Here is a 6,518-nt window from a genome sequence, read left to right as displayed (position 1 = left end):
GTCCTGCCGCGTGTACTCCCGCCTCTGCGTCGTCTTCAGGAGACGGGCGAGGTGCTTTGCAAAGAGGAAGATGAAGACCTCGAAGAGGTCGGTCTGGTCGAGGTCGAGGCCGGCGAGGTCCATGTCCCTGATGGAGAGCCTCTCCGTGCAGGCGAGCATGGTGAGGAGGTTGCCGGCGATGACGGTCCTGTGCCTCAGGTAGGCGTCGCCGCCGAAGAGTTTTGGCAGGACCTCCAGGGTGATGCCGCCGGCCTTCACGACGCCGACGAGGTTCAGGGGCTTTATCGTGTCCCGCCCGATCGCGAGGAAGGGCCGGGCGGCGTTCAGGGCGTCCAGGGCCGCCAGCGTCTCCTCCGTCAGGCGGAGGACGTCCCCGTCCCATGCGTCTGTCCCGCCGACCTTGTAGGGACAGGCCTGGAACTCGAAGAGCGTCGCGGTGGCGGTCATGTGAGGTTTGCGGAGAGCGCCCTGATGAACTCCTCGCCATCGTCCGGCATGACGCCGTCTGAACCGACGCACTCCCTGAACGTCTGCGGGGAGTCATAGAAGTACTCCTGGAGGAGGGGGAGGACCTCGCACTCCCAGGTGGTCTGGAGGGCCTCGACGGCCTCGTCCCGCGTCGTGCATCCCCGGAGCTTCATCAGGTAACTGTGGCCGATCTGGTGGTCGCGGTCGTAGTGCTCTGTGATGCGGGCGTTCACCTCCCTGAGGGCGGCGGCGGCGAGGTCGAAGACCTCCTGCACGGCAGGGTCGCCGCTCGCGAGCGTCTCCTCCAGCACCTCGTAGTCGGGCATCACCTCGATGAAGCCGAACCGCCGCCGGAGGGCGATGTCGAGGAGGGCGATCGAGCGGTCGGCGGTGTTCATCGTCCCGATGACGAAGAGGTTCGGCGGGATGCCGAAGTGGGTCTTCGAGTACGGCAGGGTGGTGACGAGGGCGTTCCCGGTGCAGAGCCTCTTGTCCTTCTCCAGGAGGGTGATCAGTTCGCCGAAGATGCGGGGGATGTCGCCGCGGTTGATCTCGTCGACGACCAGGAAGACGGGGACGCGGTCGCGGACGGCGAGGGCCTCTGCCTCCTCCCGGGGCGAGAGGGCGGGCACGCCCTCTCCTTCCTCCCACCGGCTCTCTATCCCTGCCCTCTCCATCAGGGCGTTGAAGGCGTCCCTGCAGAGCGTCTTGAAGATCCCGTCCTCGATCTCGTAGCAGATCCGGCCTTCGGCGTCGGTCCGCGGCCTGAGTCCCTCGATGAAGTCCTCGTAGGCGAAGGAGGGGTGGAAGGTGACGAAGGCGCTGGTCGCTCCGGGGCGGGCGGCGATGTACTTCTGTGCCGTGTAGGTCTTCCCGGTGCCGGGCGGGCCGTAGAGGATGACCTGGTTTTTGGCTGTGAGGAGTCTGGTGATTTTCCTGAATTCTGGATCTTCCATGATATCCGCGTCCTGGTGGAAGAGCGCCTCGTAGTCTTCCTGCGTGATCTTTTTCAGCCGCTTGCCGACGATCGTACTCTGGAGTTCGATTGGAATGGGAATCTCATTCTCAAAAACCTCCCATGTCACCTCGCGGTAGACCGGGAAGTCGAGGGTGAGGTCGATCTTCGGCCCTGAGACGATCCTGGCCTGACCAATGACCGCCTGCCTCCCCCGCGGGATGACGACGGTGTCCTCCTCCTCCATGGTGAAGAGGAAGTCATAGGGCATGTAGGCACTTGCCGGCTTTTCGAAGGGGTCTCCTTCGACTGCCTTCCTGAACTTTTCCCTGAAGACGTCGGGATCGGAGAACTCGAAGAGAGTGTCGCCGTATTTCTCGGCCAGCATCTCCCAGGGGATGCCGATGATGCCCTTCTCCTGCCACTCGTCCCAGTGTTTCAGGGGGGCATAGGTCTCCTGCATGCGGGAGGAGGGGAGGAGGCTCCAGTATTGATGGTTTCCCGGATCCCGGGGAGAATCTTGTGTATGTGCAGCCCTCAGTATGGGCAGGACCTCCCCGTGTTTCAGCTGGGTGATGGTCTTTCCGCATTTTCCTTTCATCTTCTCAGGGACCGCCACGTCGATGTCGGGGTAGAACCAGTCGACGTCCCGATAGATTGGGTACTCCAGAGACGGATCGACCTTTGCCTCCGAGACCACTCTCCCGATAGCGAGAATTTTTTCTTTTCCCTTGTTTGCACAGATTATGTCGCCGTAATCAACGCTATTGATGAAGTTGTGGACGAATCGTGCGTGTGTCTGTACTCTCTTGATGGACCAGTCAGGATGTGTCTCCTTCATCTCGTCCAGAATATCCTGATAGTCACGGAGGCCGACGATCTTCTCACCACTCCTGTCGACGACTTCCTGGTATCCGATGCTTGCGATCTTTTTTTCTTTCCAGACCGGATCGTCCACCCAGAAGTGACCCCCCTCCCCCGGGGCGACCTGCCATGCATTGATCCATCCGACCTGGTTCAGGAAAGAGTCGAGAGTGGGATAATCGGCATTGTGGAGGACCGGGTCCGGATCCTTTCTGATCTCGTCGAGGATCTCTTTTGCAATGGCGGTGAACTGGAGATAATATTCGCCGCGTCCCTCTCCGATTTTTGGGGCAGTTGTCGTGTCCAGACCCAGAAAGGTGAGGGCTCTCTCGGCGGTCCCGTTCAGGCAGGCATATTCATATGGCGAGTAATAACTCAGGATTTCAGATGTGTATTCGTGGTTCAGGCTTCTTGTCGAGTTTATGACCTCAGCATATCGTTCTGCAAGATTCCCATTCCCGTAAAGAAGATATTTTATTTTTCCCCGAAACGCATCCGATCCAATCTCATCGATGAGAGATTCTACCCTTTCGTGCAGATCAGGCCCTCTGCTTGCATATCTCAGAAGTGTCGGGCTATGAGTGTAGATGTCTATGAAGTCGTCCCGCGTCAGGTGATCGATCTTCTCCTCTGAAAAACAGTCCTGTATTTTCGCCTTGAGATAGTCCCTGACTTCCAGCCCGCTCTTGCCACGTATCGAGTTGTTCTTCTCCTGCTCGGCAAAATTCTTTTGAAACCTGGTGATATAGGGCTGGAGACGTGTGTGAAGGTCATCGGGCATATTGCATCAACAGGGGTTTGTATTCAAAATAGTTGCCGAAAAATGTTTTGTTCTGGTATTACGCCGACGATGATGTTCAAAAATGGATATTGGTCTCTATTTTTTCCTTGCCCTGTCCTGTATCCGATGATGGGGGGGGTCTCCCTCTCTCTTTGGTGGCCACATCCTGGTACCCCTTCAGTTTCTTGAGGTATCTTTGCGGTGCACCTTCATGGCGTCTAGGCGGGCTTGTGTCTCGGGGTGCAGCTGGGCCGTCGTGACCGTGGACCCCCCCAGGCCGCTATGGATACAACCGTTGCCCGCCTCGTCAGGTCTGGTCCTCCCCCGGACCCGGCGATCTTCACAGGATTTCGGGGCGTTTAAATCTAAGATCCGGCGAAATTATGTTATATTTACCGTTTAATCCCACCGAAATCCTGCCCCTCCCGATGGAGCCTGGCGGGAAGTCTGTGAGGGGGGAGGAGGATTCATCCTCCCCGGGATCGGCCCTTGTAAAGGGGCGGCACATCTAATATACGGACCCTCTTTTCCAGATTTAAGCGCTAAAAATTGTCTGATTGAAGGGCCTGCCACCGGCCGGTGGAAGCGACGGGGAAACCGGGAAATACCGTCAAATTGGGTTTTTTTGAATGGGGGCGTCAGTCTCTCTCCAGGGATACATGAAGATCGTCCCCGGACATTCCCGTCTCCACAATCACCCTCTGTCCCTCGATGACCACCTTCCCCGTCACGCAGAATGCGCCCGGTTCGCACCTGCCGCGGAGCGGGCAGAGGTCATGTGTCTCAGAGACATCCGATGTACTCGTCGCTGTCTCCATCATCTGTCTGAGAATGTCTCCCTCCCGGGGATTGACGTTCTGATGATCAGGATCCGGCGAGGGCGCCTCCCCCTCACATGTACCGAAACGCCCCTCTCACGTACGGTTTTAGGGACGCTTCGGTCCTCTGGAAGGCCTTTCTGCCCATGGCCCCGTGCTGCAGCAGAAAATAGTAGTAGTGCACGAACCAGACGGCCGCGTCCAGGAACAGGACCTCCCTCTGGGGGGCGACGACGACCAGCGCCCCGGTCCGCCTCTTGAACGGGTCGACGAAACGCCGCCGGCCAAGCTCGCAGGTCGAGAGTGCGACCACTTTCCCGGCAAAGCACCCCTCAGGGAAGTCCTCCGCGAACATCCTCCCGCGTGGCAATCTGAAATAGGGGGCTCCGACTCCTCTCGCCCTCCCGTGCCCGCTCAGGTGGACATAACCGTAGCCGTTCAGGCCCGCACCGTCCTCCAGGAACGCGATCAGATCCCTCTTGTTGGAGAAGGTGAAGAGGGCCGCCACGTCCGGGCCCCCCATGTGGAGGAACTCGGAGAGCATCTGCCCTTCACGGCACTCGTCGCCCTTCGGGACGCACTCGATGATGGCGATGGGCATGGCCTTCAGTCCACTTTTCTCGGCTCTGCAGGGGGATCGCCGGCATCCCCCCTGTACACCGCGTCCATCTCGCCGGCGATCCTTGCCTGGAGGGCCTTCACCTGCACCCAGGTGAGGAAGCACATCGGAAAGAGCGGCATCGCCGCCGTGATGCCGAACGCGTTCGCGACGTCCCCGAATGCCGGCAGGTCCCCGCACTCCAGGTAGTGCCGCCTCATCATGCGGTACACTCCCTCGACGATGACCGTGCCCCGCAGGTTCTTCCTCTCGCCCTCGGTGGGCACGCCCATCAGGGAGTACACCTCCTTCAGTTCTGGGAAGGGGAGTTCGGCGTCGTCCTCGCTGCGCCACGGGAACGGTCCGGTCCGCCTGAGAGCACGCCACGGCCGGGTGACGGTCCAGGGGTTCACCCCCTCAGGGGTGAAGAGGGTGCTGTCCAGTCTTGCAAGGATGCCGATGACCGCCGCGGCCCTGGTGCGGTATATGACATGCTCACCGACCTGCACCATCCCTGCATTTTTCATAAAACGGCCGACGAAGGCGGTGGCCGTGCACCGCGGCTCCTTCGGGAGCAGGGAGCGGACGCCGCAGTAGATCTTCCACTCCTCATCGGGGTTGCGGCCCACAGCCTCAGGGATGAACCCCATCCTGATCGCGGCCGACAGCTCGCTGACCACCTGCCCGAAGCAGGGGACGGCGTCGGGGCCGCAATTGCAGCTCCCGTTAGACATGCGCCTGCCCTCCGGCGACGTTCTGTTCTCCTCCCCTTCCTGCGCCGATAGAGACGGCGCTTCCGCTACTGTTTGATCTTTCCATAATTCACCTCATGTTATGTTCTGCCCGTGATCCCGGCGGGATCAGGGCCTCTGGCCTTCTGTGTGGACGAAAATATCAGGTGTTCCTGCTGGAGTGGTACAACCCCGGGGGGACTCTGATCTCAAACCGCGCTCCGCCCCCCTCGGTCCCGTTCTCCTGGATCGAGAACCTGAGGATGCTCAGGGCCCTCCGGGTGAAGAATAGGCCCATGCCCGTGTGGCTCCCGAAGCCCTGGCCAAAGATCCGGGACTTGTTCTGTGCGGGGACCCCGCAGCCGTCGTCCACAACGGTGATCCTGCCCCCGGCCTCGTCTTCGGAAAACGTGACCGTGATCGTCGTAATCGTATTCCCGCCATGGGACAGCGCGTTCTCGACCAGGCAGAAAAACACCTTCTTCAACAACTCGTCGGCGTAGACCTCGGCGTCGGCAACGTCGACCACGAGGTCGACATGGTCATGGGGGACTGCGGCCGCTGCTTCCCCGACCACGTCCTGGAGGCGGAGCCAGGTCGAGGGCGGCACGCCATGGCCCAGGTAGGACCCGGCGGTCTCGGCGTTCCACTGTATGCCGCCCACCGCTCTCATCATGCACATATGGTGCCTGTACAGCTCGGGGTATTTCCGCAGCTCGCCGGCGATAAACTCATCGTATTCCTGGGCCGCAGAGACCAGGTTGAGTATGTCATGGAAGGCCGTGCGGCTCATCAGGGTCATCTTTTCATGTGCCGACCTGAGGCTTTCGTCGTCGTCCGGTGTCATGCAGGCCACGTCCATTTGTGCGGGTGCGCACTCTGTTCTCTCATCTTTTCCGCTGAAGGCACCCTCCAGGCGGCGCCTCCGGTAGTTGAAATACATTTTGCGGTCATAATTATCGTTATATGCTGTCTTCTGTCGATTCGTCTCTCGGTGCCTCGCTAAGCGGCACCTCCGGTACTTCTAACATGTGCCTCTCACATGGTCTGCCTCCGATCCCGCCTATCTCCGCGTGTCCTTCAGGCGTGCGACGCTCGCCAGGAACCGGTCGAGGGCCTCCGCCTTCTTTCTCCTGACCTCTTCGAGGTCTGCGAGGGTGGCGTCGAGGTCGATTGTCTCGACCTTCTCCTCCACGGGGAGGACGTAGCGCGAGACCTCCAGGGTGAAGTCGTTCTCCGCGATCTCGTCGGTGGTCGCCACGGCGCTGAAGCCTTCGACTGTTTTGAAGGCGGTGTAGGCGTC

7 protein-coding genes are annotated in these 6,518 nt (G+C 60.1%); all 7 read right to left on the bottom strand.

Features of this window, described 5'->3' with window-relative positions; genetic code table 11:
* Positions 1-447 (bottom strand): hypothetical protein (locus PHP59_RS10835; protein WP_300166839.1); only part of this gene is annotated, 447 nt, incomplete at its 3' end.
* Positions 444-3,068: an AAA family ATPase gene (locus PHP59_RS10830; RefSeq protein ID WP_300166837.1), complete on the bottom strand. Its 2,625-nt coding sequence runs from the start codon at positions 3,066-3,068 to the stop codon at positions 444-446. The genes PHP59_RS10830 and PHP59_RS10835, both read right to left, overlap by 4 nt.
* Positions 3,069-3,706: 638 nt before the next feature.
* Positions 3,707-3,889 (bottom strand): hypothetical protein, encoded by a 183-nt coding sequence (locus PHP59_RS10825; protein ID WP_300166835.1) that lies wholly within the window; start codon positions 3,887-3,889, stop codon positions 3,707-3,709.
* A gap of 70 nt (positions 3,890-3,959) precedes the next feature.
* A complete protein-coding gene (locus PHP59_RS10820; RefSeq protein WP_300166833.1) occupies positions 3,960-4,487 on the bottom strand; it encodes a hypothetical protein in 528 nt (175 codons plus the stop codon).
* A gap of 5 nt (positions 4,488-4,492) precedes the next feature.
* Positions 4,493-5,218 carry a hypothetical protein gene (locus PHP59_RS10815; RefSeq protein WP_300166831.1) on the bottom strand — a complete coding sequence of 242 codons (726 nt, stop codon included), beginning with the start codon at positions 5,216-5,218 and terminating at the stop codon, positions 4,493-4,495.
* Positions 5,219-5,378: 160 nt separating this feature from the next.
* Positions 5,379-6,158: a HAMP domain-containing sensor histidine kinase gene (locus PHP59_RS10810; protein WP_300166829.1), complete on the bottom strand. Its 780-nt coding sequence runs from the start codon at positions 6,156-6,158 to the stop codon at positions 5,379-5,381.
* 120 nt (positions 6,159-6,278) lie between these two features.
* Positions 6,279-6,518 (bottom strand): N-6 DNA methylase (locus PHP59_RS10805; RefSeq protein ID WP_300166827.1); only part of this gene is annotated, 240 nt, incomplete at its 5' end.

Origin of the sequence: Methanofollis sp., from assembly GCF_028702905.1 — an archaeon.
Taxonomy (GTDB): domain Archaea; phylum Halobacteriota; class Methanomicrobia; order Methanomicrobiales; family Methanofollaceae; genus Methanofollis.
This window is presented reverse-complemented; position numbering and strand designations above follow the sequence as displayed.

Coding starts and splice junctions, on each gene's coding strand:
- PHP59_RS10820 (WP_300166833.1), bottom strand. CDS start 4,487: ATGCCCATCGCCATCATCGAGTGCGTCCCGAAGGGCGACGAGTGCCGT.
- PHP59_RS10815 (WP_300166831.1), bottom strand. CDS start 5,218: ATGTCTAACGGGAGCTGCAATTGCGGCCCCGACGCCGTCCCCTGCTTC.
- PHP59_RS10825 (WP_300166835.1), bottom strand. CDS start 3,889: ATGATGGAGACAGCGACGAGTACATCGGATGTCTCTGAGACACATGAC.
- PHP59_RS10810 (WP_300166829.1), bottom strand. CDS start 6,158: ATGTATTTCAACTACCGGAGGCGCCGCCTGGAGGGTGCCTTCAGCGGA.
- PHP59_RS10830 (WP_300166837.1), bottom strand. CDS start 3,068: ATGCCCGATGACCTTCACACACGTCTCCAGCCCTATATCACCAGGTTT.